The 26,729-nt window shown below is 58.0% G+C and carries 25 protein-coding genes; 6 read left to right on the forward strand and 19 right to left on the reverse strand.

Features of this window, described 5'->3' with window-relative positions:
* Positions 1–5: 5 nt before the first annotated feature.
* The 7 genes from K7J14_RS10205 to K7J14_RS10235 all read right to left on the reverse strand — a co-directional run bounded on the left by K7J14_RS10205 (position 6) and on the right by K7J14_RS10235 (position 6,656).
* Positions 6–1,631, reverse strand: a complete 1,626-nt coding sequence (locus K7J14_RS10205) for a glucodextranase DOMON-like domain-containing protein (RefSeq protein WP_230755864.1) — start codon at positions 1,629–1,631, stop codon at positions 6–8.
* Positions 1,628–2,821, reverse strand: a complete 1,194-nt coding sequence (locus K7J14_RS10210; protein WP_230755866.1) for a 4Fe-4S binding protein — start codon at positions 2,819–2,821, stop codon at positions 1,628–1,630. Before K7J14_RS10210 ends, K7J14_RS10205 begins: the two co-directional genes overlap by 4 nt.
* Positions 2,822–2,824: 3 nt before the next feature.
* Positions 2,825–3,574, reverse strand: coding sequence for an urease accessory protein UreH domain-containing protein (locus K7J14_RS10215; RefSeq protein ID WP_230755868.1), 750 nt, complete (start codon positions 3,572–3,574; stop codon positions 2,825–2,827).
* Position 3,575: 1 nt separating this feature from the next.
* On the reverse strand, positions 3,576–4,184 hold the full coding sequence (locus tag K7J14_RS10220) for a hypothetical protein (RefSeq protein ID WP_230755870.1): 609 nt from the start codon (positions 4,182–4,184) through the stop codon (positions 3,576–3,578).
* Between the two features lie 80 nt (positions 4,185–4,264).
* Positions 4,265–5,656 carry a BamA/TamA family outer membrane protein gene (locus tag K7J14_RS10225; protein WP_230755872.1) on the reverse strand — a complete coding sequence of 464 codons (1,392 nt, stop codon included), beginning with the start codon at positions 5,654–5,656 and terminating at the stop codon, positions 4,265–4,267.
* Positions 5,653–6,315 carry a permease prefix domain 1-containing protein gene (locus tag K7J14_RS10230; protein ID WP_230755874.1) on the reverse strand — a complete coding sequence of 221 codons (663 nt, stop codon included), beginning with the start codon at positions 6,313–6,315 and terminating at the stop codon, positions 5,653–5,655. Before K7J14_RS10230 ends, K7J14_RS10225 begins: the two co-directional genes overlap by 4 nt.
* 5 nt (positions 6,316–6,320) lie before the next feature.
* The gene (locus tag K7J14_RS10235) at positions 6,321–6,656 is read right to left on the reverse strand and encodes a PadR family transcriptional regulator (protein ID WP_230755876.1); all 336 of its coding nucleotides are present in this window, start codon (positions 6,654–6,656) and stop codon (positions 6,321–6,323) included.
* 97 nt (positions 6,657–6,753) lie between these two features.
* Here K7J14_RS10235 and K7J14_RS10240 point away from each other — a divergent pair, with 97 nt between their 5' ends.
* From K7J14_RS10240 to K7J14_RS10250, 3 genes are all read left to right on the forward strand, one after another.
* The gene (locus K7J14_RS10240; protein WP_230755878.1) at positions 6,754–7,986 is read left to right on the forward strand and encodes an MFS transporter; all 1,233 of its coding nucleotides are present in this window, start codon (positions 6,754–6,756) and stop codon (positions 7,984–7,986) included.
* A 71-nt stretch (positions 7,987–8,057) separates the two neighbouring features.
* Positions 8,058–9,137 carry a GGDEF domain-containing protein gene (locus K7J14_RS10245; RefSeq protein ID WP_230755880.1) on the forward strand — a complete coding sequence of 360 codons (1,080 nt, stop codon included), beginning with the start codon at positions 8,058–8,060 and terminating at the stop codon, positions 9,135–9,137.
* Between the two features lie 86 nt (positions 9,138–9,223).
* The gene (locus K7J14_RS10250; protein WP_230755882.1) at positions 9,224–10,972 is read left to right on the forward strand and encodes an HD domain-containing phosphohydrolase; all 1,749 of its coding nucleotides are present in this window, start codon (positions 9,224–9,226) and stop codon (positions 10,970–10,972) included.
* On the opposite strand, the gene K7J14_RS10255 is transcribed toward K7J14_RS10250, so the two are convergent.
* The 8 genes from K7J14_RS10255 to hypB form a co-directional block, all read right to left on the reverse strand.
* Positions 10,959–11,405, reverse strand: a complete 447-nt coding sequence (locus tag K7J14_RS10255) for a Crp/Fnr family transcriptional regulator (protein ID WP_230755884.1) — start codon at positions 11,403–11,405, stop codon at positions 10,959–10,961. The two genes, K7J14_RS10250 and K7J14_RS10255, sit on opposite strands and share 14 nt — an antisense overlap.
* Before the next feature lie 48 nt (positions 11,406–11,453).
* Positions 11,454–12,176: a hypothetical protein gene (locus tag K7J14_RS10260; protein ID WP_230755886.1), complete on the reverse strand. Its 723-nt coding sequence runs from the start codon at positions 12,174–12,176 to the stop codon at positions 11,454–11,456.
* Positions 12,177–12,331: 155 nt separating this feature from the next.
* Positions 12,332–12,901 carry an elongation factor P gene (efp, locus tag K7J14_RS10265; protein ID WP_230755888.1) on the reverse strand — a complete coding sequence of 190 codons (570 nt, stop codon included), beginning with the start codon at positions 12,899–12,901 and terminating at the stop codon, positions 12,332–12,334.
* Positions 12,902–12,950: 49 nt separating this feature from the next.
* Positions 12,951–14,378: an elongation factor P maturation arginine rhamnosyltransferase EarP gene (gene earP / locus K7J14_RS10270; RefSeq protein WP_230755890.1), complete on the reverse strand. Its 1,428-nt coding sequence runs from the start codon at positions 14,376–14,378 to the stop codon at positions 12,951–12,953.
* Positions 14,368–15,555 carry a serpin family protein gene (locus K7J14_RS10275; RefSeq protein WP_230755892.1) on the reverse strand — a complete coding sequence of 396 codons (1,188 nt, stop codon included), beginning with the start codon at positions 15,553–15,555 and terminating at the stop codon, positions 14,368–14,370. Before K7J14_RS10275 ends, earP begins: the two co-directional genes overlap by 11 nt.
* Positions 15,556–15,848: 293 nt before the next feature.
* A complete protein-coding gene (locus K7J14_RS10280) occupies positions 15,849–16,190 on the reverse strand; it encodes a hydrogenase maturation nickel metallochaperone HypA/HybF (RefSeq protein ID WP_230755894.1) in 342 nt (113 codons plus the stop codon).
* 15 nt (positions 16,191–16,205) lie between these two features.
* Positions 16,206–19,016: an FAD-dependent oxidoreductase gene (locus K7J14_RS10285; protein WP_230755895.1), complete on the reverse strand. Its 2,811-nt coding sequence runs from the start codon at positions 19,014–19,016 to the stop codon at positions 16,206–16,208.
* A complete protein-coding gene (gene hypB, locus K7J14_RS10290; RefSeq protein WP_230755897.1) occupies positions 19,013–19,741 on the reverse strand; it encodes a hydrogenase nickel incorporation protein HypB in 729 nt (242 codons plus the stop codon). The genes K7J14_RS10285 and hypB overlap by 4 nt, the downstream gene beginning before the upstream one ends.
* A 241-nt stretch (positions 19,742–19,982) precedes the next feature.
* On the opposite strand from hypB, the gene K7J14_RS10295 reads away from it, so the two are divergent.
* The 3 genes from K7J14_RS10295 to K7J14_RS10305 all read left to right on the forward strand — a co-directional run bounded on the left by K7J14_RS10295 (position 19,983) and on the right by K7J14_RS10305 (position 22,327).
* Positions 19,983–20,699 (forward strand): FadR/GntR family transcriptional regulator, encoded by a 717-nt coding sequence (locus tag K7J14_RS10295; RefSeq protein WP_230755899.1) that lies wholly within the window; start codon positions 19,983–19,985, stop codon positions 20,697–20,699.
* Positions 20,700–20,843: 144 nt separating this feature from the next.
* The gene (locus tag K7J14_RS10300; RefSeq protein ID WP_230755901.1) at positions 20,844–21,656 is read left to right on the forward strand and encodes a hypothetical protein; all 813 of its coding nucleotides are present in this window, start codon (positions 20,844–20,846) and stop codon (positions 21,654–21,656) included.
* A 26-nt stretch (positions 21,657–21,682) separates the two neighbouring features.
* Positions 21,683–22,327 carry an NAD(P)H-dependent oxidoreductase gene (locus K7J14_RS10305; protein ID WP_230755903.1) on the forward strand — a complete coding sequence of 215 codons (645 nt, stop codon included), beginning with the start codon at positions 21,683–21,685 and terminating at the stop codon, positions 22,325–22,327.
* A 122-nt stretch (positions 22,328–22,449) separates the two neighbouring features.
* On the opposite strand, the gene K7J14_RS10310 is transcribed toward K7J14_RS10305, so the two are convergent.
* The 4 genes from K7J14_RS10310 to K7J14_RS10325 are packed head-to-tail and all read right to left on the reverse strand — an operon-like array spanning position 22,450 to position 26,715.
* Positions 22,450–22,923: a DUF6672 family protein gene (locus tag K7J14_RS10310; protein WP_230755905.1), complete on the reverse strand. Its 474-nt coding sequence runs from the start codon at positions 22,921–22,923 to the stop codon at positions 22,450–22,452.
* Entirely contained in the window at positions 22,923–24,029 is a 1,107-nt protein-coding gene (locus tag K7J14_RS10315; RefSeq protein ID WP_230755907.1) for an ABC transporter permease subunit, read from the reverse strand. Before K7J14_RS10315 ends, K7J14_RS10310 begins: the two co-directional genes overlap by 1 nt.
* A complete protein-coding gene (locus K7J14_RS10320) occupies positions 24,026–25,081 on the reverse strand; it encodes an ABC transporter permease subunit (protein ID WP_230755909.1) in 1,056 nt (351 codons plus the stop codon). Before K7J14_RS10320 ends, K7J14_RS10315 begins: the two co-directional genes overlap by 4 nt.
* On the reverse strand, positions 25,078–26,715 hold the full coding sequence (locus K7J14_RS10325) for a sugar ABC transporter ATP-binding protein (RefSeq protein ID WP_230755911.1): 1,638 nt from the start codon (positions 26,713–26,715) through the stop codon (positions 25,078–25,080). Before K7J14_RS10325 ends, K7J14_RS10320 begins: the two co-directional genes overlap by 4 nt.
* Positions 26,716–26,729 lie beyond the last annotated feature (14 nt).

A 26,729-nucleotide genomic window follows, 5' to 3' on the forward strand; every position in this document is an offset into this window, starting at 1 on the left:
ATCTCTTAAAAACCCCTAACCGCCAATTCATGCCTGAGCGCCGCCGAAAGGGGCGTTCCGGCAGCTTCGCTTTCGTGTGCAAGCCGGGAAGCCTCGCGGAACCAGGTGCCGGCTTCCTCTTCCTTCCCCGAATCTGAAAAGCACAGAGCCGCCCGCAGATAACAGCGTGCGATATCTTCTGCGTTTCCGGAATCGATCGACCGCCAGGCGGCGGCCGCCGCGAGAAAGTCCGAAGCTCCTTGCGAGCGTTTTCCGAAGACCATTTCCGGAATCGCGAGAGAAACGTTTCCCCGGCAGAGCCGCGCCGCAAGCGTTTCGGCGGGAGTCTCTGCGGTTTCTACAGCGGCGTCCAGATAGACATAGGCGTCCGCGATGATCGAAACAGCGGCGAGCGGGGGCGCGTCGGCTCCCTTAAGGGCGAGCAGGGCTCCCTTATAGGCCTTCGCCGGCGAAGAATCATGGCCCCGCGAAAAAGCCTCGTCGAGCGCCGCTTCAGCTTCCGCTCTGAAATCCGCGCGGAAGGCAGCCCCGGCTAAGGCTACAAGATCCTCCGCATCGTTTGATTTCGCGTCGAATGATTCCTTCACGGAAATCCACTCAGCACGGTCTTTCTCGCGTTGCAGCCGTTCCTCTTCGATCGAGGCGAGCCGAAGGAGCTCCGCAGTTTCAGAATCGTACCGCGCCGAGGAACCGGATCGCCCCGGGGAGGCCTCGTCCTTTTTCCGGGAACGCCCGCCCGCCTGAGCCGAACCGGAGTTTCCGCTTAAAGAAACCGCGATCGGAAGGATCCGGGCAGTTTCGAAGTTTTCTTCGTCGAATGAGGAAAGCATCTCCTCCTGCAAAGCTTTCGTAGGAGACGCGATGTCGAATACGGCGGGAGTAAAGAAGGAAGCAGCGCCTCCTATGCGGTCCGAGGCAGCTCCGGCGCCGGCGCTCATGATCGAATCCCTTGACCAGGGAGACCATGCTGCGACATACACGTAGTGGCGCGTCATGGCGGCCGCGTAGAGGAAATGAAGGCGCCGGTCGCGCAGCGGTATACGGATTCTCAGCGTCTTTCCCCCGTCCAGGGCGGACGCTCGGATCGGAATTTCGATTTCCCCGTCGGCCGAGAAAAATACGCCCTCCGCGCCCGAAAGAGCGAACGCGTAATCCCAGGGATGGGAGGGATCGAAGGCGAGGCCTTCCGAGCCGCTTCCGCGCGGTTCGGTCAGGCCGGAAGCGTCTCCGTCGACGTCGATATAGACGCGGACCGCCCGAACAGCTGCGGGCCCCGAGGCGAAGGAAAGAACGAACTGCCAGTATTCGCTTTCCTCCTGCCAACGCGCTCCCCACACCGGCTCATGAACGGTGTAGCGCAGAAGGTCGAGCGAGCCGGGACGGAAATCCCGGTGAGTCGGATAGACAAGGCCCCCGTAGCCGGAATCGTCCCCCGCCGGATCGTAAAAGGTGTGCGCGATTTCTCCGCCCGTATAGCTCGGGTCGATTTCGGGAGACAGAACCGAAGCAAGAGAACGCGCGATAATATCCGAATACATCATGAATGAAGTCGCGCCGCAGAGCGCGGAAGCGAGCATAAGCATCCGGACGGCGTACCAGGAAGCTCCCCCGGCCGCAGGATTTCGCTTCATCTGGGACCTCCGAACGCGATTGAGGCGATGCGGATAAAAGCGTCGGGAATGAATTTTCCCGAGACGATTACAGAGAAGGTGAACGCGGTAAAAACAAAGAGATATTGGGGATCGAGGATTGCTTGAAAATAGGCGCCGAAACGATTTGACGGAGCGTTCTTGGGAACAGGGGAGCAGCCCTTCGCGCGGATGCGCGCGTCCGAGACGGCCTGAAAAGAAAACTGGTAGCGTATCGCCCCCGTCGGACAGACGGACAGGCATTCTCCGCATTTCGCGCAGGTGAGCTCGGGCCGGCCTTTTTCTTCGCGTATCGTTTCCCGATCGATTGCGCAAAAAGAACAGGCTTCGGCGCACTTCATGCAGCCGACGCATTTGTCGACGTCGATGACGACCCTATAAGAGGAGAAGCGGTCCATGAGGGACTGAAAGGCTCCAAAGGGGCACAGGGCGCTGCACTGGGTTCGCTTGCGCGTCAGCAAAGGAAGAACGATTACCAGGCCGAGGAAGAGGCCGATGAATATCACCGTCGCGATCAGGCTCGGAAGGTCGGAGATCTCGGCATACTCGGTGACCAGTTTGAAAGGACAAAACCATTCGCAGTAAACGGACGACATGAAGCCGAGCGACATGAGAACGACGAAAAACAGAAAAGCGAACTGGAATGAGCGAAGGTCCTTATTGCGCGACAGGAGGTTGACCCGCGGCTTTTTCAGAATCCGCGAAGCGCCCTCCTCCCAGCCGCCGTAGAAGCATACCCAGCCGCACCAGCCCCTGCCTATCGTAACGGTCGCGATGAACCACAGCAGTATCATCCCCATAACGGAGGCAAAATGACCGGTCATCCGCGCGGGAAAGATAACCCTGCCGGTCAGGGCGAACGGCGCGATGATCGCGGGAATCACGATTTGGCAGAACGGCACCTCGCCGCTTTGAACCGTATCCTGAGTCAGGCTCATGCTTCCCCGTTCGTCGTACAGGATGCCGATGAATGAAATCATGAAAAGAAGGGCGAACGATACCTGGAAGACCCTGCGCCAGCGGGAGTAGGCTCGGGTATGAATCATAGCCGCGAAAACAGCCAGCATCGAAATCGCGTATATCCAGTGGGCGGGAGAGCCCATGTTGCCGGAAAGGGAAAAAAAGAAAACGACGACGCCCATGAACGCCGAGAAAAACGCTGTTACAGCCATAGCCTACCGTCCAAAGGCAAGCGGAATGAATCCCGCGAATATGATGAAATACGCGCCGATCAACAGCTGCGTTGTCCGGGCTATCCTGCGTAGGCTTTCTCTCCGCGCAGACGCAAAGGGGACACCGGCCAGGGGAAGAAAAAACGGAAGTGTGCCGATATAAAAAAGCGAAAAATAGAGAACGCCCCCTGCGGCCGAAGGCGAAGCGGCCGAGCGGAAGGCGGCTGTCCAGAATGCCGGGCAGATATGGAAGCCTACCGACATTCCTGAAAGAAAGGACACCCGCCGGTCGCCTCCGCCGATCAAGAGCGCCGCTGCCGCGAGCGCGTTTCGGCGCGGATTGAGATTCGATTCAAATTCTGTCGGGAACCCGGGGCGGCGCGAGCCGGTTTGTACGGCGGAATCCGGGGAGAGCGCCGTTTTGCAGGATGCGCAGCGGCCGGCGTAGATTCCTGAAGCCAACACGATGCCGCAGACAAGATAGGCCCCTGAAGAGAGCCGCCGTGCGAGCACCGGATCGAAATACTCCATCGCCAGCAAACCGAGCCGGGACAGCGCGAATCCGATCGCCCCGTAGGCGGCCAGCCGGCCGAGCAGAAAAAAAGCGATCAGGAGAGAGTTCTTTTTATATCCGGATTCATCCCTTCCTAAAAGAAAGGGAAGCAGGACCGGAACGCAGTACATGGCGCACCAGGTCCCGGTGGAAAGTCCAAGGGCAAGAGGCTCGGCGAACGATGAAAAAAACACTTTCATGTTATTCCTCGTATCGGGACAAAAGCATTTCGGCTTCCCGGGCTTCCGCCGAGCCGGGAGACGCCCTTACGCATTCGGAATAACAGGAGACGGCTCCGTCGATGTCCCGCGAACGCGCCAGATAGTGGCCTTCATACAGATACAACGATCCCTGCCATTCAGCGGAAAACTCCGAACGGCGCGCTTTCAGCCAATCGATGTCTGTTTTCATTTCCTTCCAGCGCTTTACCGGTGAATCGCTGCTCACCCCGTAGCTGTTGATCATCCGCAAAAACCGAAGATCGACGTTCTCCGGATCCCGTCTCACCGCTTCGTCGATGAGCTTGCCGGATTTCTTTAAAAGGCCAAGCGCCTTAAGTCCGTTTTTTCCCTCGGCGGCGACCGCCGCCTCGAGGCTGATCGCGCTCCCGTAATAACCGAGCGCGAGCGGATCGCTTTCGATGAGCGGTTCGAGCAGAGCCTTCGCTCTTTCGATTTTTCCCGCGTCCGAGGCTCCCCGCGCTTCGTCGTGCAGCCGGACTCCTTCAAAGAAATCAGCGCTTCGCTCCGCAGCGGACGCGTACATCGCGACGGAACACAGGCAGCAAACAAAAAACGTTCTCATATTCATCGTCGAACTCCTTAATGGAAAAAAATCTTGTTCATTACAAAACCGATCCAGCGCGACCTCGATAATGCGCGCGAAACGTCTTAAAAGCCGGCCGTACCCCACAGGATGAACCGCCCGTCTCCCTCGGGGTTCATGCCCCAGGAAGCGGAGAAATACGCGAACACGGGGCTGTCGAACAGGAGGCGGACAGCCGGTCCTGCGGCGAACCGGGAATCCCGAACCTCGTCGCCGTTAACGGCGGCGTCGCAAAAAATGAAGGGCACTATCCTGCAGTCCAATCCGGGACCGAAGGCCATTGCGGCAACGGAAAGCCGCAACTCTGCGGAGGCGAGCAAAAAAGAGGGAAAAGAAAGCTCATCCCTCCCGTAACCGGATCGAACGGAGCGGTCATCGGCGGAAAAGAGATCGAAGCCGAACATGCCTCTTGAAAGCCCTCCGCTCGCCTTCACGTTGAAGGAGGCGCGTTCCGTTGCATTCCATTTCAGGGCGAAGGAAGCTTCGGCCTTGGCGCTGCCGTCCTGAGGGAAATAATAGATCCTTGCATCGCAACCGGAAAAAACAAAATTTGAACCCTGCCCGCTCAAATCCGGCGCGTCCGATGCTCCCGTCAGACGGGGACTCCGGTATCGGAAATACGGCTGGAGCGAAAAAATACGTTCGCCTGAACGGTCGAGTCCCGTCTGAAGCACGGCTGCGCCGACTCCGATTTGATAGTCCGGCGCGGGCGAATACCCCAGCGTGGCGACAGCTTCAGCGGAGGGTTGCCCTGCCGGCAGTCCGGTCGCGGCGAGCATTCCGCTCCATTCGCCGGGGGCATACAGGGAAACGGCGACACCCGCGAGAATCGGCAGTCCCGCGGCGTTTTCATGCAGAATCTCGGCGCCGTTGCGGTTCCAGCCGGCATAACCGCGCAAAGACAACCGTTCGCCCGAGAGTGCCGAGTAGCCGAAGTAGCCGAAGGACGCGCCGCCGCCGAACCGCCATAAAAAACCTGATGTCAGCGATACCAGGACGGTACGTCCTGCGCAGCCCTTTTTCGAGGGAAGAACAACTGCCTGCGCAGCATAGAAAAGACCGCTTTCCAGAAGCCGGATTTCCGCGTCGCGGCACCGGGATTCCAAATCCGCGGCAATATACAGCCGGCCCGGACGCAGGGCCAAAAAAGACGCTACGATTTGCGGCTTTAACCTCGCAGGCGTTTCGCCGTCGGGTTTCGTTTCCGTTCCAGCTGCAAATTCCGGGCCGGAGCCGTGTTGATTTGCAGAAAAACCGTCGGCAGACCAGTTGAACATTCGTCCGTCGATTTCAATGCGCACAGCCGAAAGGAGAACCCGTTCCTCTTCGGCGGCCGACGCGCCCGGCGCAACCGCGAAACAAAAAAGCGCGCACAAACCGGCGCGAAACAAATCGAATCGCGAACGCATCGCTCGTGAAGCGGCGCGTCCTGCCTCAGGCTGAAACAGGACGCTCATACCTCTGCGCGCACCGAGCCCCATGACGCGATCATCCAGGCGTAGGACGCTTCCATGAGAGGCCATGTCAACAGGCCGACCATCGGCATCCATGCCCACAGAACATTGAGAAATAAATCAGTTCCGAAAAAAGCCGCGTTGACTCCGAAGCACGCAATAGAAATCGCCGCCCAGCCCAAAAAGGCCAAACGCACGGATTCCTTCCTGTCGATAGATATCATCGCGGCGTCACCCGGTTTGGATCGATAGCGAATCCATGCCGCTCCTGCGGGCACCGCATAGCCGAGCCAGCCGGCGGCGGCGACGAACGCGGCGCGGAAGCCGAAACCATGAAACGCGAACCAAATGCCGACTGCGATCATAAACAGGGTTCCATACGCAAGCCCGCCGGCCATCATGACGGCATCAGTCTTGCGGATGAAAATTTTCCGTTTCTGTCCGGACATGGTTTCCATCAATTCTTCCAAATCTCCGAGAGACGCAACCGCGCGGTTGAACGCTTCGTCGAAAGACGATCCGGACGCCGTCTCGTCGGCTATCCGTTCCGTCATATGAGTTTGCAGCTCTTCGCGCTGCTCTGCGATGCGCGGAGTTTCCTGCATGCCGCGAAAAAGTCCGCAAACGTAATAGCGAACGGCGTCCGTCGTTTTTGAATCCATTTCTCTCACTCCCCTATCAAGCGATCTATTATCCGCCGGGCAACAAACCACTCCGCGCGGAGACGATCCAGCGACGCTCTCCCCTCTGCGGTGAGCGAATAGTATTTCCGCCTTCCGCCCTGGGTTTCTCCGCCCCAATACGACGAAACCCAGCCAAGCCCTTCAAGGCGCCTGAACGCCGAGTAGAGCGAGGGTTCCTTAAGTTCGTACTCGCCGCCGGAGCGGCTGAGCACTTCCTTGTACACTTCGTACCCGTACCGATCCTGATCGGACAGCAGTCCGAGGATGATGGTATCGATGTGGCCCCTGATTATTTCTTTGCCGATTAATTCTTCACTCATAGTACTATGTCTGTAATAGTATTATGAGACATTTTTTTTGTCAATCTTTTTTAGTACACTCTTGCCCCGAACGACGCCGACACCGTATATTCCGTCTATGGAATCATGGAAACGCAAAACGGCATTTTTTCTGGCCGGCCAAACCGTATCCCTTTTCGGTTCGTCCCTTGTTCAGTATGCCCTGCTATGGCATCTCACCCTTGAGACCCGCTCGGGAGCCGTGATGACCGGATACATCATCTGCGGTTTTCTTCCCGGACTTGTCCTTTCGCCCTTCGCCGGCGTGTGGGCGGACCGGTACGACCGAAAAAAGCTCATCGTTCTGGCAGACGCCTTCATAGCCCTGGTAACCCTCGCCGCCGCCGTAGCCCTCTTTTCCGGCGCTCCCGAGATTCCGCTTTTCTTCGCGATGGCGGCCCTCCGGTCTGCGGGAGGAGCGGTGCACCAGCCCTGCGTCGGAGCCTTTCTGCCGTCCCTGGTTCCTGAAGAACAGCTCACTCGGGTGAACGGCATAAACGGCGGCATTCAGAGCGCGCTCATGATAGCATCCCCGATGGCGGCCGGCGCCCTCCTCGGCTTCATGCCGGTGTCGGCGATTTTCTTCATCGACGTTTTTACCGCGCTCATAGCCATCGCGATTCTGGCCTTTCTGGTTCCCTCTACCCATCCTCAAACCGGCGCGGAGGCGCCCTCCGGAGGCTATATCGAAGAAATAGCCGCAGGCATGAAATATATACGCGATCACCGGTTTTTGAAGGAATTATTCATTTACATCGGGATTCTCTACGTGCTGGTGTCTCCGGCCGCTTTTCTCACCCCCCTGCAGACGGCGCGCAGCTTCGGGCCGGAATACTGGCGGCTGACGGCGATAGAAATAGCGTTTTCTCTCGGGATGCTGCTGGGAGGAGCGGGGATCGCAATGTATCCGGGACCGAAAAACCGAATGAAAACCATTCTAGCCGCGAACGCCGTAATGGCCGCTTGCACTATCGGCCTCGCGTTAAGCCCCGTGCTTCCCCCTGCCGCCTCATTTTCCGTCTATCTCGGTTTCATGGGTCTGTTCGGCGTGAGCATGCCGTTTCTCAACACGCCCTCTACGGTGCTGATCCAGGAACATGTAGACAACGCCTATCTGGGAAGAGTATTCGCGGTGTTCGGAATCCTCTCGGGTTCGCTCATGCCGCTGGCCATGCTGGTGTTCGGCCCGCTTTCGGACGCCCTCAAACTAGAACCGATCCTCGCCGCGACGGGCGCCGCCATGTTCATCCTCGTTCTTCTGGTTCCGTTGAACCGCCGGCTCAGAAATCCCGCTTCAGCGGAAGAGCGCTGATTCGCCGGCCGCTCTGGAATTGAAATAACCCGGTCCCCGTGCAAAGCACTGGTTTTTTTACTATACTCGAAATGATGAACGCAAAAAACGATCTTGCCCGCGAATTGGAAACGCTCCGATCAGCCCATAACTATCGCGCCTTCATGGCCTTAAGCGGAATGCTTTTCCTCAGCTGCGCTCTATTTCTCGGCCAGCATCTCGTCATGCCCGACTCCTACCCCGAGGACTGGATTCCCCGATTGTACGTAACGCTCTACGCGGGATCCATGGTCTTCGCTCTGGTTTTCAGCGCGCTTTTATACCTCGCCAGAAAAAAAGATTCGCGGACTCTCATACTCGCTCTATCGTTCGTCTTTTCCTTTCTTGCAGTTTCGCTCGGCCTTGCCTTAAGCTTTCTGGATTATCAATACTCGGATAATTTAACAGCCGTGTACATCGCGTCGATCGGAATCTCGGTGATGCTGAGCGCGCCGTACATCCTTCACCTCATTCTGCAGCTTTGGCTCGTTGCATGTTCAAGCGCGGTCTACTTTCTATTCTTGAAGGACACAGCCAATCCCAGCCTCATGATGTCGTTCATCTTCCTCGGAGGTTTAAGCCTCGCCTTCGGCTATTACACCGAGCGGAGCCGATGGAAGACGAATCTTGCGACCATTCAACTGAAGGCCCTGACTCTTCACGATCAGATGACCGGCGCCTACAACCGCATATTCCTGAACGAGTATATGACGAAGCTGCTGGACGCCAAACATCGATACGGAACGCCCCTGTCGTGCATACTTATCGACGTCGACCATTTTAAATCGGTGAACGACACTCACGGACACCTGGCGGGCGACAGGGTGCTTGTCGAACTGGTTCGCCGCCTGAGAGATACCGTCCGCAGCGCGGATATAGTGGCTCGCATGGGCGGCGAGGAATTCCTCATCGTTCTCCCCCAGACTACGCTCGACAAGGCCCTCGTCGTCGCGAACAAGCTTCGCCTTGCCGTAGAACAGACGCCCATAGCGAATCTGTCGATCACCGTGAGCGCGGGAGCGGCGGAAATAGACGATTCGGAAACCTTCGAATCGGCCTTCCACCGCTGCGACGAAGCCCTCTACCGCGCGAAAAAATCGGGCCGAAACCGGGTCGAGGCGAGCATACTGTAAAAATACGTAAACTGCCGGAGACTCTCCTGTACAGAACGCTTTACTCCCCGTATACTATGACGGCTATGTTCATGATGCACCGCCGGATGAAATCGCCATCACTGAAAAAACAAAACGACCTCATGTTCAGCATAACCTTGAGCGTTTCTCTCTTTCTCGTTATTACAATATGTTCCGTAGTAGCAAGCTACTTTTATCTCGAAGAAATCGGAAACCAATCTGATTCAATCATGCGGGAGGTAAACTCCCTTGCGATAGAACTGCAGAAAACGCCCGCCTACGCGGGGGAAACTACGAAAGAGGCCTGGAAAAGGGTCGTTCAACGACAGGAGGAAGCCTCCCGATTTTTCCGTTTCCGCGCTGTTTTAAGCGAACCCCGTTTCACGAACGCTCTCGAAGGAGAGCAATATCGCCTCGAAATGCGTGCCTTCGCCTCGAGAATCAGCTTTAACCGCGGCAAGATATTCCAATGGAACCAGATCATCAATCTGGTGCTCCTTGCAATTTCCTTTTCCGGCATCGTGTTCCAGCTCACCCTCGTCGCTTTGAACCGGAGATCGCTGAAAACCTTTCTTTCCGCGATGGAGCAGGGAATCTCGTCGATAGACGACCTGTTGCAGTTCAAACGGATACAACGGAGCGAACATCCCGGTGAGCGCTTTCCGGAGCTCATAGATCTGTTCACGCGCATCGACCGGGTTACCGCCCTCATCAATCTCGATCACGACATGGGGCGGCTGTCCGGTCTCGGGAATATGGATTTTCTGGTCGACGGCCTTTCTGAGACGATCAATCAGTTCATGCCCTGCCAGCGCCTGGCCCTCGCCTTCAGAACCTCGAATTCGGTCATCACCGCGGAAACGGTGAAAGCGGACTATTCCGACCTCCACCTCGTGCCGGGCCATTCCGAAAGAATAGACGCAGGGTCCCTGCATCAGATAGCGGAACACAGGACCCCCCGGATCATCAATAATCTTCCGGAGTACGCCCACACGCGCGAAGTATCGGTTGCCACGAAGCTTCTGCTGAAAGAGGGAATATTCTCCAGCGTTACGGCGCCGCTCGTCTTCCGTGATAAATGCGTCGGCTTCATTTTTGTTTCTACGCGCGAAAATATCGAGTATCACAGCGATCACGCCCGGGAATTGGCGCGCATCGCGTCGGCGGTGAGCCATACCCTGTACACGGAGTTCCTCTTTCAGGAAACGGTTGCCGAAACGACGCGGGCCTTCGTATCCCTCATGAGCGAGAAGGACAATGAAACAAGCCAGCACCTGGTCAGGATGGCGCGGTATTCGTTCATCGTGGCCCGCAAATATAATCAGACGGTGCGGCGCCTTGAACCCGCTCTGCTGCGCGAGATTCTCTGGTTCGCACCCCTGCACGACATCGGTAAAATCGGAATCACCGATCTGATTCTGCACAAAACCGGGCCGCTCACCGACGATGAAAGAAAAACGATGCAAACCCATGTGTTCATCGGAGAACGGGTGCTCCGGGAGATGGACGCCAGTTTGAAGCAAGTACTCTCCGAATCCCTTCTGAAAACCGCGATCGAGATAATCGGCGGCCACCATGAAAAATTCGACGGTTCAGGATATCCGCGCAGACTTGCGGGAGAGAATATACCGCTCGCCGGAAGAATCGTGGCCGCTGCCGACGTATTCGACGCCCTCACCTCGAAGCGGCCCTATAAGGATGCTTGGCCGGTAGAAAAGGCGGTGTCGTGGATGAAAAACTCGATGCCGGGACATTTCGATCCCGAGGTGTTCGGCTGTCTGGAATCCTCTATAGAAGATATTCTGACGGTCTACGAAGAGCTCAAGGAAGTGTAGACGGGGTTTCTCCGCAGGCAAGCTCGTCCATGCGCCTGAGCCTGCGGGCCAGATCGCGCGCGAGATTCATCATGAACACCGAATACAGCCGCGTATCCAGCTTATAGAGGGCGTACAATCCGGCGTGGCTGAGGCAGGCGGCTGTTGCCGGTTCGAGAGCGGCGATGGTCGCGGCGGAAGGGCGGGTGTCCAGCATTTCGATTTCGCCGAAGCTGTCTCCCTCCCGGAAGTCGATCAGAACAAGGCCCCGGCGGGTGACGCGAACCGAGCCCGAGAGCAGGAAGAAAATCTGATTGTTCGGTTCGCCCTCGGTAAGAAGGAGATCGCCGGCGGCAAACGATTTCGGCTCGAACAGATGCGCGACCTTCGCAAGATCGTCTTGCGAAAAACCGCCGAACAGCGAATGTCTGTTGAAACCCGAAGCATCGATCATAGTTCTAAGAATCGGCCCGGAAGGGCCGATTGTCAAGAAGCGCCGTTTCTAGCGTTTTTTTTCCTTCGTCAAACTTGAAAGCATCAAACTCCAAAAACACAGGGCTATGTTGAATAGCGGAATCTGAAGATTCGACGGCATCGCGTAGATGATGCTGACCATCGGAATCCACACGCCCCAAGTGGAAATGAGGATGGAGAGCACGCGGGGGCCGATGGACGACCACAGCGCGCGGTCCGCAAGAGAAGCGGGGCGGAAGGAGTTTTCAAGCCACCAGTAGGCGAGAATCTGCGTCCAGGCGGCCCAGACGGGATTGTACACGAACTGATCCATCAGCACCTTCGGAATGATCTTCGACGCTTCGGCACCGGCGCCGAACAGGATATCCTGGAAGCGATAGAAAAGATCCACCTCGACTCCCTTCCATGCCCAGAAAGCCGCGAGAAAGAGGCCTGCCTGCCAGGGACGCACCGGCCAGGACGACTGGCCGCTTTTGCGGTTCATCGCGGAGCGCCAGAAAAAAGGAATCAGGCCGCCGAAAATCGCGGTCGCGATCGCCGAATACAGAAATCCTCCGCGGGATTTCAGGGCTCCCAGGGTTTCCAGAGCGTCGGTGACGGGAGAAAAGAAATAATACCCGAGGACGACGGCCATGGCGACGAGCCACAAAACAAGGCCTGGAAGAGCGTTTTCGCGGGCTGACGAGAGTCCGGCGCGGAGAGCCGCTGAAAGGGAAAGACGGGGTGTCGGGAGCGAATCGGTTTCATTCATGATGCGCATCAGTAAACTAAAAAAAACGATTCTAGACAAGATCAACGGGACTGTATCGGTTTTTACAGGAATAAAAAAACCGCGTACAAGAGCGATGCTCGTACGCGGTTATCAAGAGCCGCCGGATGGTTCCCGGGAACCGGGAGGCTCTCCGATCATGACTTGGCGCGCTCGGAGAACGATCCGTCCCGAGTGTCGAGAAGAATGCGGGTACCCATTTCGCAGAACAGGGGAACCTGGACTTCGTAGCCGGTGTCGAGGGTGGCGGGCTTGGAAGCCTTTCCGGAAGTGTCGCCGCGGATGCCGGGTTCGCAATAGGTGATCTCGCGCTCGACCAGGATGGGGAGGCTTACGCCGACGGGCTTTCCGTTATAGAAAGTCAGTTCGACGATGAACTCGTCGCCGTCTTTGATGTAGTTCGCGTTGTCGCCCAGGTCTTCCTTGGAAATTTCGAACTGTTCGTAGGTTTCTTCGTCCATGAAGACATAGTTATCGCCGTCGAGGTAGGACAGTTTTACCTTGTGAAGCTCAAGATCCGCTTCCTGGAATTTCTCGCTTGAGTCGAAACCGACGTCCATCGTCTGGCCGCTGACGATATTCTTGATTCTCAGGCGATACACCATCGAACCGCGGCCGCTTTTGTTGCCCAGCATGCGCTGGACGATCATGGGGTCATTTCCGTTCATGAAAACGGTGCCGACCCGTAATTGGGAAGCTGCTAACATGTTACACTCTCAAAAAATTGCTCTATGCCGCACAGGACGGCCATTGATTCTAACCTGAATCGAGGAAAAAAGTCAGCAGGTTGGCCGCCAGATTTCCGGTTTTTCCCGCTTCCGCAGCCATTTTACGGAACGATTCGCTTAAACTCCGGCCGCAATCCGGTTCGGAAACCGCGCAGGATCTGAAAAACCTGATCAAATCCTCCTCCCCGGGAACCGCCGCGTTAAAATCCCATAGAATTCTCTCCCACAACGCAAAGTCGGCTGTAGCGAAAAAGGGGCGGGCAAAGTCGAGAAATGCTTTAATCTTGGCATGATGGCCGTCTCCGCCGAACGGGTAACACTCCCAGACAAAGGGTTTCCCCGACAATATCGCGCGCGACCAGCTCTCCTCGCCCCGCACGATCAACAGGTCCGCCGAATCGAAAACCGAATCCCATTCGAGCTGGGGAAGCATGGGAAGTTCTTCGACCGGGAAGGGACGGCCCGAACTGTTCCATGCGTCGAGAAAGGGCGAAGCGCTTCGCCCCGCCGCGAGAAGAACGCGCACCGGCCGATCGGCGTGAAAGGCCTTCAAGGCCGACGCAAGCGAAGAAAAGTCGTGCTCGTAGCTGAATAATAGAATTCTGAACTCGCTGCCGCCCGCGTGCAAGCTGCCGTCGGCGTGCAAGCTGCCGCCGGCGTGCAAGCTGCCGTCGGCGTGCGTTCTGCCGCCGACGTGCAAGCTGCTGTCGGCGTGCAAGCTGCCGTCGGCGTACAAGCTGCCGTCGGCGTGCAAGCTGCCGCCGGCGTGCAAGCTTCCGCCGGCGTACAAGCTGCCGTCGGCCTGCAAGCTGCCGTCGGCGTGCAAGCTGCCGTCGGCGTGCAAGCTGCCGCCCGCGTGAGATCTGCCGCCCGCGTGCAAGCTGCCGCCTCCGTGAAAGTCGTCCTCGCTGCGAGGCGCGCTTTCCTCCGAAGGCAGAAGCCCGCCGGTTCCGCTGATGAAACCGGGCATGAACACGTATTTGCGAACTTGAGGAGACCGCGTGAGAGACGGCAAAAGATGGAAATCCCGCGCCCAGCTCTCGGCGGTTAGGTACTCGAGATTCAGCAGCACGCGAATGCCGTCGTCATCTGCATCGAACAGTATTTCCTCGAACCACTCGGGCCTTCCGCACGCGTAGCACTCCAGAATATAGCGCGGCCGCCGGGCGCTGAACTCTGCCAAAGCCTCGGGACCCGGATCGTTCCAGGATGCGACTAGCCAATCGGGAGAGCCGGAGTCAGGCGCCGGGACAGTCTGGAAACCGAACCCTGCGCGAACAGCCGGATAGAGAGCTGAAAAAGCCGCGAGATCGTCCACTATCAATCTGAGACGGAGCGGATCGCCGGCGCCGCCGGGAGTTCCTGAGCGGGCGCGGCACAACGCGCGGGAGAGCCGGTATACGAAGCCGATATCGCCGAGATTGTCGACTACGGAGCAGAGAATATCAATCGTCACGGGAAGGATTCATCACGGCGCCGGCGAATAAAACCATGCCGGTTTGTCCGGCCCGGATACAGAACACGTAGGGCCTGTCGAGAGTCAAAGTCTCGTCGCCGGGACCCGCCGTTCCGTCAACCTGTGCGACGGTGACCGCATACGCAACAGTGCCCGCTTCGTCCGCGATAAGCCCGGCGCGATGTCTCACCCCTGACAGAAAAGCGCCCTGATCCGCGAACATACGCGAAAGGGGATTTCCTTCCGCGTTAAAAACCCTGGTCATCCCGAGCGTTTTTAAATACTCGGTAAGGACGGTGTCTGCTTCATATGAAAGTTTCGGCATCTCGAGTATTCCGTATGCGTAACTGCCCGTCGCAAACCCATCCTCTGCCCGGCCGTCATCGGAGGCGAAGGAATCGCGCCGCGCGACTGTCTCACGCAACGCAGCGTCCAAATCTCTTTTAATGAAATCCGCTATGGAAACGCCTTCGTCGGGGAGATAGAGATCCATATAAAAATAATCGGCCTTATTCGTTCCGTAGAAGATAAGGGCGTTCCGGTATCCCTCCCCTTCGCGTACGAGATGGCGGTACTCGGATCGCATCATGTCCGCGTCGACCAGAGTCCCGTCGGATAATAAGAAGGGCTGGCGCTTCGTTTGGGTACAGTCGAAGGGAGACGCCCAATCGGCCTTGAAAAAAACGGCGTTCGCGATGAAGGCAAGTGTATCGGATGTTATTGAATCGGGTACAATATAGTCTTTTATGTATCCGCCGGTATTTGTCTCGATCCACTCATTCATCACGCCAGCGGCCTCGGTCTGATTACCGAAGCCCAAACCCTCGACCCAGGCGCCGAAACGGGTCTTCGCTCCGTCGGCGAATCCTTCGGCGAGCCTAAGGGAGTTCCTGAAAAATACCGCGTCTGCGGAATTGAAGACGACGCTGCCGTCCGCGGTTAAAAGCTCCCCGAGGGCAGAAGCCGCGCCGCTGACCGCCTCAGGACCGCCGAGAACGTCCAATATTTGGGCTTTGGCCTGATCCGACGCTCCTTCCGACACCAAAGCCAGACAACGGCTCGCGCTGAACGGCGATATCAGCAGGTTGGTCCCCGGATACTCGCGATCGGAAGCGATGAGAGACAATAGATCGACCGCAAAAGCATTTACTCCCTCGGCGTATCCTTCTGAAATCATCCTATCCTGTCCGTTCTGAGGAACAGCATTGTAGATAAAAAGAGTACGGTCCGAAGCAAGAGAACCGGTTTTTGGTTTTGCCTTGTTCTCCGTCGGTCCGGAGATAATACCGGAACAGGACGCAAAAAGGGAGACAAGAATACAGCAAAACATACAGGGGGAAAAACATGCGGCCGCGGCCGATCGGATAAAGCGGTGCTTCAAGCGGAGCCTCCGGCGTCCAGTATAGCACCGTCGGGGATTCGGAGCAAGAAAACGCCCCGGAACGTTCAAGATCCGGGGCGTATGCGTGTTCAATACGCGATCACTTCCTTGATCATGAATTCCCGCCCGCCCAGCAGTTCGAAGCGCGTATCCCCGCAGGCAGGGCAGGATTCGCCGTCAGTCGGCGGATGGAACACCTTTCCGCACGCGGTGCAGCGGCCGTTCGCCGGGAGCACCTCGATGCGGAGCTTGGTGTCCGCAAGGAGGGTTCCGTCGACTGCCGCAGGATAGCATTCTTCGATGAATCGGGGAATCATGGAAGACAGCTCGCCGATCTGGAGAACCAGGGTATCGATCCGCATGAGAGAATTCTCCCGCGCGAAATCCTCAACTGTTTTCACTACTTCTATGACAACGCCGAGTTCATGCATCGATTCTCTACCGCCTTAGGCCTTGCCGTCCGGACGGGGCGCGTTTTTCTCCGAAGGAACGAAGAATGTCGCCGCGGCCTTGAAAGGCTTTAGGGCGACGAGTTTCAGGGCTCGCTTGACCGCATGCTTCTTTACCGCCGGGCGGATCTCTCTGAGCTCGAGGCCCGCCCCGTCGTATACGCGGGTCAGGCTGATCGCGTCGAACTTGCACTTCTGGGTGCAAGCTCCGCAACCGATGCACATGTATTCGTCGACTACGGTAGCGCCGCAGGACAGGCATCGTTCGGTTTCTTTTTTCACCTGCTCCTCGGTGAAGGTGCCGCGGAGGTCGCGGAAGGTCGCCTTGCCGAGATCCCCGTCCACATGGCCGGTTTTCTGGCGGGGAAGGCGGTCGTAGCTGTCGAGATCGAGGCTGTCGCGGTCGAAGGCCTTGTAATCGCGCTTGATGCGTCCGATGACGAGGCTCTGGCCGCGATGTACGAAGCGGTGGATGGAAATGGATCCTTCCTTGCCCTGCGCGATAGCGTCGATCGCGAACTTCGGTCCGGAACAGGCGTCTCCGCCGGCGAAAATATCGGGTTCCGCAGTTTGGAAGGTCGTCGGATCGGCTTTCACCGTCCGGTTGGGATTGAGCTCGACCTTCGTCCCCTCGAGCATGGTGCCCCAGTCGATTCCCTGACCGACGGTTACCAGAACATTGCTCGCCGGAACCGTCATGGTAACGGAATCGTCGAACTTCGGGCTGAAGCGGCGGTTTTCGTCGAAGACCGAAAGACACTTCTTGAATTCCACTCCGGTAGTCCTGCCGTTTTCGGTCAGAATCCTTACCGGACCCCAGGAGTTGCAGATCTCGATGCCTTCTGAAAGCGCTTCCTCGATTTCTTCCTCGAGCGCGGGCATTTCGGTTCGGCTTTCAAGGCAGAACTGCTTCACGGAAGCGGCGCCCGAGCGCATCGCTACGCGGGATACGTCGATCGCGACGTTTCCGCCGCCGATCACGACCGTATCGCCGGAAAGTGAGGGTGCGGAGGATTTGCCCGAACCGGAGAGATTCACGCTTCGGAGGAAGTCCACGCCGGTCATGACTCCGGCGGCGTCCTCGCCGGGAATATTGAGCTTTCGGCCGCTCTGGGCGCCGATCGCGAGATAAAAGGCTTCGTAGCCTTCGGAGCGGAGACCGGGGATGGTAACGTCCTTCCCTACTTCGACTCCGGTGCGAATTTCAACTCCGAGCTCCTTGAGAATCTCGATTTCCGCGTTCACGACCTCTTTTCCCAGGCGGAATTCGGGGATGCCGAGGGTTAGCATACCGCCGGCGAGCTGTTCTTTTTCGAATACGGTAACCCGGTAGCCGTCGAGGGCGAGATAGTATGCGCAGGCGAGTCCCGCGGGTCCGGCGCCGACTACGGCGATCTTGTTTCCGTAGCTATGCCTCTTCTCCGGAACGAAACGGTGCTCCGCGTTCAAATCCTGCTCCGCGACGAATTTTTTTATCTCGTCGACCGCGAGGGGCTCGTCGATTGAGTTGCGGGTGCATTCGCTTTCGCATTTTCTCGGGCAGATTCGGCCGCAGATAGCGGGGAAGGGATTCTCGCGCTTGATCAGCTCGAGCGCTTCCCGGTATTTCCCCTGGGAGGCTTTCTTTATGTATCCCTGGACCGCGATGTGCGCGGGGCAGCCGGCCTTGCAGGGAGCGGAGCCCCCGTCGGCGACTACCTGCCGGTTCGTCCGGTATTCGGGATTCCACTTGTCGCTCGTCCACTTGGTGTCGCGCGGAGTCTCATATTTGGGCGCCTTCAGGGGCTTGTCGTTGCAGAGCTTCCGGCCGAGCTTGAGCGCTCCGACCGGGCAGACTTCCACGCATTCGCCGCAGGCTACGCATTTTTCAGGATCCACTTTGGAAACATAGTTCGAGCGGACCATGTCGTTGTTCTTGAACATGGACGCGGTGCGCAGGGAGAGGCAGGAACAGCCGCAGCAGTTGCAGATGGCGTGCGTTTTCCCGGGACCGTCGGTATTAGGAATCTGGTGCATGAGGCCGTTTTCCTCGGCCCTTTTGATGATTTCGAAGGCCTCTTCCTTGGTCACCTCGCGGCCTCGGCCGGTGCGGATGTAGTATTCCGCCGCGTGTCCCATCTGGATGCACATATCCTCTTTGAGGTGGCCGCAGCCCTCGCCCATGGATTCCCGGGCGGTGCGGCAGGAGCAGTCCGAAACTGAAAAGAGGGTATTCTCGTTCAGGTACTTTGAAATTTCTTCGTAGGAAGCGCGGCGGGTTTCGCCCATGATGGATTTTTCTATCGGAATGACCCGCATGAGGCCGACTCCGACCGGAAACAAACCGGCGGTTTTCGGTCCGCGCACGCGGCCGTAGGCTTCGAAGGATTCGGCAATCTGGGGATACTTGCGGACGTTCTCCTTGTTGTTGGTCATCATTTCCATGACGCCGGGAACCCAGGTGTCCAGCCAGAATTTGTCCACTCCGTCGATCTTGTTTATAAAGCAGACGCCCGCCAGGGCGAGCTCCCACAGGAGTTCAGCTGCCCGGTCGGCCGGCATGCCGCAGAGCGCGGCCGCTTCCTCGGCGCTGCGGGGAGTCCTGAGCGCGAGGCAGAGCCCGATTTCGGCCATTTCCTCGGTCACTACCGGCTCGAGAATGCGGTATTCCGGATCCGTTCCGAGAATTTCGCCCTTCGTTCCGCGCTTGGAGCGGTTGATGTGGTTCGCCAGATCGAGAACGCGCTCCTTCACGGGCGCCGCTTTTTTCTCGCCGGCTCCAGCCGCCGCGGCCTGTTCAACGGATTTCAGTTCTGCTTCGCTCATCATATGTTCTTCCTCCATTCGGAAATTTCAGTTTTAAGCCATTCGGCCCATTCGGGGATTCCCTCGCCGGTCTTCGCGGACACCGGAATAATCCGGATATCGGGATTCAGCGCCTTCACCCGCTCCTCGAGCGCGGACAAGGAAAAATCGAAATGCGGCGCGACGTCTATCTTGTTCACCAGCAGGACGTCGCACACTTTAAAAATATTCGGATACTTCAGGGGCTTGTCGTCGCCTTCCGGCACGCTCAGGATCATGACGTTGCGCGCGGCTCCGGTGTCGTAGTCCGCGGTGCAGATCAGGTTCCCGATGTTCTCGAGCACCACGCAATCGATCCCCGCAAGGCCGGCAAAACGGTCGCCTTCCGCGGTGCCGCCGGCGGTTCCGGGCGCTCCTGAAGCAAGGGCGTCCAGCCCCTGACGCGTCATTTCCGCGTCCAGATGGCACATGCCCCCGGTATGAAGCTGGACTACGCGGGCGCCCGCCCTGGAAACGGTGGCCGCGTCCACATCGGAGTCGATATCGGCCTCCATCACGCCGAGCGCGACCGAGCCTTCAAGGGCCTCGATGGTGCGCACCAGGGTCGTCGTCTTGCCCGAACCGGGAGAAGACATGAGATTCAGGAGAAACACTCCCTTCTCTTCCAGTTCCGAGCGGAGAATCGCCGCGTTGCGGTCGTTCCCCTCCCAGACGCTCTTTTTAATCTCGATTACGCGGAACGCGTCCATGAGACCTCCGTGCTTATTGAAAAATCGGAAACTAGCCTGATCCCACGATATACCAGGTATTCTGGCATGTCAATAAAAATTGCACGATATATACGTAAAATCATGTTATATAACTATTTACAAAGTCAAATTTCTGGTATTATACTTCTGGTACCTGGTCATACCAGTATCAGCGCATGGAGAACGGCTGCAAAAAGGCCGACTCCCCGAACGCGCGCTTAACGCACAAAAAGGACCCGCTATGGACTTTCCGAAACTCAACGCGCCGAGCCTCAAGGAGCTGTTCGTACGCGAACTTGAGCACATGATACTTTCCGGCAAGCTCGCCGTCGGCGTAAAACTGCCGAGCGAACGGGAACTCGCCTCCAGCATGCAGGTCAGCCGGGCGGTCGTGAACGCGGGCTTAAGCGAAATGGCCGCCAAGGGCTTCGTGGAAATCCGCCCGCGCGCCGGAGTCTACGTTGCGGACTTCCGCCGCCGCGGCACCATCGACACCCTTCTTTCCATCATGCGCTACAACGGCGGCGTTCTGCGCAAATCGGAAATCCGCTCCCTTCTGGAACTCCGCCTCGTAATGGAAAACCTCGCCATGGAGCTCGCGATCCCCCGTCTGACCCAAGACGACGTCCAGCGCCTCGGAACCCTCTGCGACAGCTTCGGCGCCTCCGAGGACGATCCCGAACGCGCCGCCGGCTTCGTCTTCGAATTCCACCACGAACTCTGCGTACTCTCCGGCAACACCCTCCTCCCCCTCATCTTCTACTCCTTCCGCGAGCCGGTCATCTCCCTGTGGGAACGCTACCTCCGCCTCCACGGAGTCGCCCGCCTCCACAAAAACACCGCGGACCTCTTCGACTGCATCCGCCGCCGCGATCTCGCCGCCGCCGTCGACTGCTTCACCAGCTCGATCCGCGACACCATCGAAGGCGGAGCCTCGATTTATTTCGACCAGGACTGAGGCAGGCAACGGGACGCAAGGCGAACGGGCCCTGCGCGGAGCCCCCGCGTTCGACAACCTGAGCAGGGGAGAAATCTTCATTCCCCGCCGGCCTGCAGAGATTCCGCTGAAACCTTTCCACGCCTTCCGCTGTTACACTGTAAAATGAAACGCTTGCAAATCATCATAACGATCATCCTCATCGCGGGACTGGCCCTCTTCTCGTCCTGCTCCACAGTGCCCGCTGAATCCAGGGGGCCGCTATCGGACGCCATGGCGCAGGCCCGCGGGGATGAACCTGACAACACGAGCCCCGACTCGCCGCGCAGGCGCGATCCGCCGCGATACAAACCCAACACGGACCGCGGAAACGAGTTTCCGGAGGACAAAAACACTCGACCTCCCGAACCTCGCGCGGACGAGGCGGAACCGCTTCTGGATGCCGAAAACGCGACCCTTTCGTTCGGCTTCCGCGGAGGAGCGAGCCCGCTATCCTCAGGAGAAACGGGAGCAGGAACAACCTGGCAGCTACTCGGCGGCATCAAAGCCGAATCAATGGAATTCCTGGGGTTCCTCGGCCTCTCCGCCGTCTCGCCCGAAACGGGAACAAAGCTCGACGAATCGCTCAAGGGAAACATGGGGTTTCTCTCCCTCGGGGCGGAATTCCGCTGGTTCCCCCTGCCGGAGAGGAAGTGGCTGTCGCCGTGGCTCGGCTTCTCAGGAGGCGGCTTCGTTATGGGATGGGAGTATGAAAACCCGGTAACAGACGGCGGCGAAACCTTTACCGGAGACGGCGTATCAGGGACGGTTCTCGGCATTCCCGCAGGAATAAAGATATTCCGCGGAGAACGCCTGCAGTTCGGAATAAACGTGTCTCCGGAACTCTTCCTCTTCAATGAATTTACCGACGAAGGATTCGAAAACGACGTTTTTTCCGTTCGGGGAGCCCTCGGGATAGCTGCGGAATTAACATTCTGACAGCGAACCGGTATAGTGGAAAAATCATGACCGTACGAATCATCTACTGCCATCCCTCGGACGACAGCCTCACCCGGGAGCTGCTCGACTCCTTCATCGAAGGGCTCGCCGAAGCAGGCCACGAGGCGGACGTCTGCGACCTCTACCGGTCCGGATTCAACCCCCTGCTCTCAGAGGCCGAATACCGCCGGGAAGCCTGGTACGACGGATCGCTTTCCGTCCCTCCCGACGTCGCGCTCCAGCAGGAGGCGATCAACCGCTCCGACGGGCTCGCCTTCGTTTTCCCCCTTTTCTGGACCGACGTTCCCGCCCTCCTCAAAGGCTGGTTCGACCGGGTGTGGACCTGGGGATTCGCCTACGGCTCGTCTCCCTTGCCGGGAACGAAACAATCCGCGGCGCAACCGAATGCCGGAAGGCGCGGGATGAAGACGCTCAAACGGGCGCTGTATCTCTGTTCCGCGGGAAATCCGCTTTCAGTGCTTGAGGAAACGGGCAAGACAGAAGCTCTCGGGAAAATCTGGCTCGACGACCGCATCAACGACCGCGCCGAAACATCCGGCTTCATCGTGTTCGGAGGCACCTCGCGCGAACTGGAATCGAGGGAGTCTCTCCGGGACGCGCACCTCGAACAGGCGCGGAAAGCGGGACGCGAGTTCTTCCAGGCGCAATAGCGGATCGTAATTTATTCACCCAGGCGCTTCCGTCGCACGCCGGCGGACCGGAAACGCAAAAAAAAGGCTGTCCGGCGGATTTCCCGCTGAACAGCCTTTTTTATACCCTCTGTCTCGTTTTGTTAGAACCCGATAACCGGGAGCTCGTCCGCGGCATCGGTTTCCGGCTGGCCGAAGCGTTCGTTCTCGCCGGCTGCCGTGGTTGCCCGATTCGCTCCGTAAATGTCGAACTTTTCCATCGCGGGCTCGATCCCGTCGATGAGCTTCGGCACGGATAACAGCAGGGTGTCCACGGAAAGCGGAACTTTGAGCGTCGCTTCGAAGGGATCCCGTCCGTCGAAGAACTCGATGCGAATAGAGAACTTCTGCCCCTTCACGAGTTCCCTGTCGCGGTCTCCCCGAAGATACTCGACCGGTTCTCTTCCGTTAACCGAAACGGTCATGCCCCGGACGGCCTGCCAGGCTCCGTCCGGATCTGCCTTGTTGTCGATGAGTATCGTATGCGTTCTTCCGGTAAGGAAAAATACGACGAGCAAGGCGACATATACAAAAGCGAGAACAGCGCGTCCGCCGATTTTCTTGATTTTCGCGTCCATTACAGTGCCTCCCCGTCCGTGTCGGTGCGGAGCAGGGCTCTCGCCTTTTCCGCGTCGCGCCGGGTTCTCCAGGCGTGGATGACCAGCGCCAGGGCGATAACGCCGTACCCGATAAACTGCCTGAAGTACTCGCCGATGTTCGCCGAACCGAAGAGGTTCTGGCCGGCCATCGGAACGACGATGTACATCAGATGCAGAAGCAGAACTCCCGCGAACACGTTCGGGATCGTCGCCTTGGAGAGCGTCGCTCCGCCGACGAGAATCGCCGCCGCAGCGAAAAATCCGGTCTGGTCGTGGGCGTTATAGGTGTTCATGTTTCCCATATTCTGCAGAAAAATGATCTGTCCGAAGCAGGCTAACACGGTCGAAATAACGATTGACAGAATCCTCGTCTTCTCTACCGGAATGCCGGCGGAGTGCGAAACGCTCTGATGCTGTCCGACCGCCCGCATGTCCTGGCCGAGCTTGGTCTTCCTGAACCACACGATGAACAGGCACAGCAGCGCGATGATCGCGTACGAAAGCATCGGCAGATTGAACACCCCGATCCTGATCATCCACGCGTCGTCGAGCACCTGGCGCACCGATTCAAGATTCAGCGTATTTCTCACGCCGAAGCCGCGGGACAGGGCGATCGCCTTGTTGTGCAGGGGAATCATCGATCCGAAAAGATAGAGCACGACGAACTGGTAGATTCCGTTGAAAAAGAATCCCAGAATGTAGCTCGTCACCATTTCGCGGCCGCGCGCCTTGTTAAGCACGGTTCCGGCGATCCATCCGAGAAACACCGATATGGGAAGGCCGAGAAGGGCGGCGAAGCCGAGGCCCTGCATTCCGGCGATCCCCCAGTCCATCGCGAATATCAATCCGATCTGGCCGGCCATCGCGCCGAGCACCATGCCGAAGTTGATTCCCATGCCCGCCATGATCGGAAGGATCAGGGAAAACACGAGAAAGGCGTTCCGGCCGATGCGGGTGAGGATGTCGTCGACTATATGCGCCGCCGAAAGTCCTGAAAGCGGAATCGATACGATGGTGAGCATCAGGAAGATGACCGCCACCAGATTGTCCGCGATAAAGGTTTTTAATACGAATTTGTGTTTCATCGGGTCACCTTCGATTTGCGGGTCAGCGCGTACAGAATCATTCCGTTGGAAAGAACTATGCGGATAACCTCGGACATGTCCGTCTGCAGGAGGCTGTTGATGACCGACGGGGTCATGGTGAGAATTCCCTGGAAAAGGATCGTTCCCAGCACGACCTGCAGTATCGTCGCCTTATTGATCGACGCGCCGCCGATCAGCACCGCGGCCACGGCGGGAAACGCCATGTACAACGGAGCGCTGTAGAGCTGGATGAAGCCGAAGCTCTGCTGATACAGCAGAATTCCGAGAGCTCCGAACACTGTGGAAAGAATGACGCTCACTGTGCGCATGCGGTTGATGTTGATGCCGCTGGAGCGGGCGAATTCGGGGTTCGAGCCGACGGCCGTCATCGCCGTTCCCGTGCGGCTTCTCAGGAAAAGCCACATCATAAGGCAGGCGAAGGCCACAAAGAGGATGGAGCCGGTCGGAAACACGAAATTCTCGCCGATGCGGATCGCGAGGAAATCGCTGAGCTGGCGGTTCCAATACCCGTCGAGGGTGATGGTGGTGCGCAAGCCCTTCCCTTCGTATCCCCACACCATGTTCTTATTGGTGTACGGCAGAACCAGCCACATGATGGACATGAACATGACGGCTGCGAAGCCGACGTACATGGCGATCGTCATTTCCTCGCCCTTGACCCGGTTCAACAGCTGGCTATAGAGCCAGCCGAGAACGATGGCGAAGGGAATGGAAAGGCCCATGGCGCCGAAGATCCCGATCCAGCCGGTAAGACCGAACTGGACAGCCATGGTCGAGCCGAGAAGACCTGCGATGACGCCGAGCGAAAGCCCGAAGTTAAGCCCGCAGCCGGACTGGATCATGGGAACCATGGCCAGAACCAGCAGGGCGTTCATGCCGAAGCGGTTCATGATGTCCGAAAGCGAGGCCGCGATGCTCACCCGCACAAAGGGCGCGAGAATGAACAGGGCGACCAGAAACAAGCCGATGATGATGCGCGGCCAGCCGAAGTCGGCGAGAGCGGCGCGGATGCGCGTACGTACGTCTGTCATGGGGTTCGACCCTCCAAAGCGGTGTTTCCGGGGTTTTCCTTCCCGGACTGTTCATGGCGGATGCCGGCCATGTACAGGGCGAAATCTGCCTGGCTCGACTCGGGATCGAGGATGCCCGCGATTTCGCCGTTGGAAACGATGGCGACGCGGTCGCAGATGGAGCGGAGCTCTTCAAGCTCGCTGGATACCATCACGATGGTGGTTCCCTGGTCCCTGTTCACCCGGCGAAGCACGTCGAGAACGATAGACTTCGCGCCGATGTCGATTCCGCGGGTTGGCTCCGAAACGAACAGAAGATCCGGCCCGAGGCAGAACGCCTTTGCGAGGCACACCTTCTGCTGGTTTCCTCCGGACAGCTCCTTGGCCGCCTGGAATGAGCCGGTGCACTTGATCTCCAGCATTTTGATGTATTCGTCGGCGAGTTCCTTCATTGCCTTCTCGTCTCTCTGGGTAAAGAGGCCGCCGAGCCAGGATTTCAGAAATCTGCCTTGAGTCTGCATCGCGGTGAAGGCGATATTCCACTCAAGGGTTTCATCCAGCAGGAGACCGACCCCGCGCCTATCTTCCGATACGAAGGCAAGGCCTTCCAGGAGCGGAACGCGCGGATTCCCGAGAGGAAGGGGCTTGCCCTTGAACATCACGGAACCGCCGGCGGGATAGAGGCTCATGATCCCGTTGGGGATGCCGATCTTGCCCTGGCCAGCCAAACCGCCGATGCCGAATATTTCTCCCTGGCGCACTTCGAAGGAAGCGTTCCGGACGATTTCTCCGGGCATGTCCACCCACAAGCGGTCGACCGACAGAATCGGCTCGCCGAACGAGCGGCCCGCTTCCCGGCGAGCGGCGGTATTCACTTCGCGGCCGACCATGGAAACGGCGATGTCCTCGATGGTGGTCTGCGAGGCGGGAATGTCGCGGACGGATTTTCCGTCGCGCAGAGTCAGCACGCGGTCGCAGATATTCACGATTTCGTGGAGCCGATGGGAAATAAAAATAACCGCGATGCCTGTCTGCGCGAGCTTTTTTACAGCCGCCAGAAGGATTTCCGCTTCCGATTCGGTTAAAACCGCGGTGGGCTCGTCGAGAACCAGAATGCGCACGCGTTCGCGGTCGATTTCTCGCGCGATTTCAGTAAACTGTTTATGTCCGATGGGCATTTCGGAAATCTTCATCTCGGGATCGATTTCGATTCCAAGGCGGGAGATGGCCGACTGAGCCCGGTCCTTCATGGTTTTTCTGTCCAGGGTCCGCATGCGCGGTCCGAAGACGTCTGAGATGATGCCGGGTTTCGATATCTCCCGGTTAAGCATGATGTTTTCAACGGCGGTGAATCCGGGAATGAGAGAAAACTCCTGGTGAACCATTCCGATACCCGCGTCGAGAGCGTCGAAGGGACTGGAAAAGGAGACTTCCTTTCCGTCCACAAGAATTTTTCCGCCGTAACCGCCCGTTTCGCGGATCACCGGCATGCCGAAAAGGATGCTCATGAGGGTGGTTTTTCCCGCCCCGTTTTCGCCGACCAGCCCGAGGATTTCGCCCGCGGCCAGATCAAAGCTGACGTTCTCAAGGACAACGGTTCCGGAGAAGTCTTTGGTTACGCCTTCAAGGCGCAATAGTGGTGTTTCATTAGACATAGCTTCCTGCTGTG

The sequence above is a fragment of the Teretinema zuelzerae genome (assembly GCF_021021555.1).
GTDB classification, from domain to species: Bacteria; Spirochaetota; Spirochaetia; order Treponematales; family Treponemataceae; genus Teretinema; species Teretinema zuelzerae.

What these genes read in the sequence shown, in the direction of transcription:
- K7J14_RS10275 (WP_230755892.1), bottom strand. Translation starts at nt 15,555, where the DNA reads ATGATTTCAGAAGGATACGCCGAGGGAGTAAATGCTTTTGCGGTCGAT.
- K7J14_RS10255 (WP_230755884.1), bottom strand. Translation starts at nt 11,405, where the DNA reads ATGATCGATGCTTCGGGTTTCAACAGACATTCGCTGTTCGGCGGTTTT.
- K7J14_RS10250 (WP_230755882.1), top strand. Translation starts at nt 9,224, where the DNA reads ATGAAATCGCCATCACTGAAAAAACAAAACGACCTCATGTTCAGCATA.
- K7J14_RS10215 (WP_230755868.1), bottom strand. Translation starts at nt 3,574, where the DNA reads ATGAAAGTGTTTTTTTCATCGTTCGCCGAGCCTCTTGCCCTTGGACTT.
- K7J14_RS10220 (WP_230755870.1), bottom strand. Translation starts at nt 4,184, where the DNA reads ATGAATATGAGAACGTTTTTTGTTTGCTGCCTGTGTTCCGTCGCGATG.
- K7J14_RS10260 (WP_230755886.1), bottom strand. Translation starts at nt 12,176, where the DNA reads ATGAATGAAACCGATTCGCTCCCGACACCCCGTCTTTCCCTTTCAGCG.
- K7J14_RS10280 (WP_230755894.1), bottom strand. Translation starts at nt 16,190, where the DNA reads ATGCATGAACTCGGCGTTGTCATAGAAGTAGTGAAAACAGTTGAGGAT.
- K7J14_RS10225 (WP_230755872.1), bottom strand. Translation starts at nt 5,656, where the DNA reads ATGAGCGTCCTGTTTCAGCCTGAGGCAGGACGCGCCGCTTCACGAGCG.
- K7J14_RS10245 (WP_230755880.1), top strand. Translation starts at nt 8,058, where the DNA reads ATGATGAACGCAAAAAACGATCTTGCCCGCGAATTGGAAACGCTCCGA.
- K7J14_RS10295 (WP_230755899.1), top strand. Translation starts at nt 19,983, where the DNA reads ATGGACTTTCCGAAACTCAACGCGCCGAGCCTCAAGGAGCTGTTCGTA.
- K7J14_RS10205 (WP_230755864.1), bottom strand. Translation starts at nt 1,631, where the DNA reads ATGAAGCGAAATCCTGCGGCCGGGGGAGCTTCCTGGTACGCCGTCCGG.
- K7J14_RS10240 (WP_230755878.1), top strand. Translation starts at nt 6,754, where the DNA reads ATGGAATCATGGAAACGCAAAACGGCATTTTTTCTGGCCGGCCAAACC.
- K7J14_RS10310 (WP_230755905.1), bottom strand. Translation starts at nt 22,923, where the DNA reads ATGGACGCGAAAATCAAGAAAATCGGCGGACGCGCTGTTCTCGCTTTT.
- K7J14_RS10315 (WP_230755907.1), bottom strand. Translation starts at nt 24,029, where the DNA reads ATGAAACACAAATTCGTATTAAAAACCTTTATCGCGGACAATCTGGTG.
- hypB (WP_230755897.1), bottom strand. Translation starts at nt 19,741, where the DNA reads ATGGACGCGTTCCGCGTAATCGAGATTAAAAAGAGCGTCTGGGAGGGG.
- K7J14_RS10285 (WP_230755895.1), bottom strand. Translation starts at nt 19,016, where the DNA reads ATGATGAGCGAAGCAGAACTGAAATCCGTTGAACAGGCCGCGGCGGCT.
- efp (WP_230755888.1), bottom strand. Translation starts at nt 12,901, where the DNA reads ATGTTAGCAGCTTCCCAATTACGGGTCGGCACCGTTTTCATGAACGGA.
- K7J14_RS10230 (WP_230755874.1), bottom strand. Translation starts at nt 6,315, where the DNA reads ATGGATTCAAAAACGACGGACGCCGTTCGCTATTACGTTTGCGGACTT.
- K7J14_RS10210 (WP_230755866.1), bottom strand. Translation starts at nt 2,821, where the DNA reads ATGGCTGTAACAGCGTTTTTCTCGGCGTTCATGGGCGTCGTCGTTTTC.
- K7J14_RS10325 (WP_230755911.1), bottom strand. Translation starts at nt 26,715, where the DNA reads ATGTCTAATGAAACACCACTATTGCGCCTTGAAGGCGTAACCAAAGAC.
- K7J14_RS10235 (WP_230755876.1), bottom strand. Translation starts at nt 6,656, where the DNA reads ATGAGTGAAGAATTAATCGGCAAAGAAATAATCAGGGGCCACATCGAT.
- K7J14_RS10305 (WP_230755903.1), top strand. Translation starts at nt 21,683, where the DNA reads ATGACCGTACGAATCATCTACTGCCATCCCTCGGACGACAGCCTCACC.
- K7J14_RS10300 (WP_230755901.1), top strand. Translation starts at nt 20,844, where the DNA reads ATGAAACGCTTGCAAATCATCATAACGATCATCCTCATCGCGGGACTG.
- K7J14_RS10320 (WP_230755909.1), bottom strand. Translation starts at nt 25,081, where the DNA reads ATGACAGACGTACGTACGCGCATCCGCGCCGCTCTCGCCGACTTCGGC.